Origin of the sequence: Nocardiopsis sp. JB363 (assembly GCF_900143625.1) — a bacterium.
GTDB lineage: Bacteria > Actinomycetota > Actinomycetes > Streptosporangiales > Streptosporangiaceae > Nocardiopsis.
Genome location: NZ_FRFF01000187.1, coordinates 1 through 1067 on the forward strand (window position 1 = coordinate 1; position 1067 = coordinate 1067).

Below are 1067 nucleotides of genomic sequence, written 5' to 3' on the forward strand. Positions count from 1 at the left end.
CGGCCAGCGCAGTATCCAGGCGTGGATCACCCACAAGTGGGGCACCACCCCCGCCGAGGCCACCAATCTGGCCACCCTGGCCCGCGCCGTCCACCGCCAGCAGCTCCCCCTGGTGGATGAGGCGTTTGGAGACAGCACCCTGTCGTTGGGTGAAGCCTGTGCGATCGCGACCTCCACCGAAAAGGCTGTGACCGACTGGGCCAAGGTCCTGGACTCGGCGGATGAGGCGTTCAAATCCGACCACCCGGACGTGGAGGGTTTCCGGGCCCGCCTGGAGTTCGGGCTGATCGCTTATAAGAAGGAATACCCGAAAGCGTCAGTGCGGCAGTTGCGGGACGCGGCGAAATGGTTCGTCGCCCAACTGGACCCCGATAAATCCGACCGGGATTACGACGAGACTTTCGACAACCGTGGCGCCCAATTCTCGCCCACCTTCGAAGGCGGATTCCTACTCCGCATGTGGGGGCCGGGAGCGGATAACCAGCTGATCCAGGCCGCCCTGGACGCCTACACCGAACCCTACGGGCCCGATAGCGCGGCGGTGCCGAAGCACCAGCGCACTTATGACGCGATGATGCGCATCTTCGAGACCGCCCTGGCCCACCGCACGTGCGCGAAAGCGCCGAAGCCGGTGGTGACGTTGAACATCACCGTGCCTTTGAAGCGCTACCTGGGAGATGCCTCCGCGGAGCCGGCGGTGACCGAGGACGGGGTGGTCATCCCCGACCAGATGATCTCCCGCCTGACCCCGAAAAGCTGGCTGCGCAGGTTCCTGACCGACGCCGAAGGCAAAACCCTGCTCGATGTAGGGCAGAAGCACCGGTGCGCCCCCGACCCCGTACGCCAAGCGGCGGGGTACAAGGAGTTTCACTGCGAGTGGCACGAGGGCTGCGATATGCCGCGTAGCTGGTCGCAGTTCGACCACATCATCGCCTTCTCCCACGGCGGAGCGACCAGCTCGGACAACATGCAGCTGCTGTGCTCCACCCATAACCGGCTCAAGCACCGCCTTCAGGTGAAGGCGAACCAGCAGATCTGGGACCACCACCACACCCAGAACCGCCAAG

The 1067-nt window shown here is 64.8% G+C and carries 1 protein-coding gene; it reads left to right on the top strand.

The features are described from left to right. Positions 1-1067 (top strand): HNH endonuclease signature motif containing protein (locus tag BQ8420_RS28410; protein ID WP_087103079.1); only part of this gene is annotated, 1067 nt, incomplete at both ends.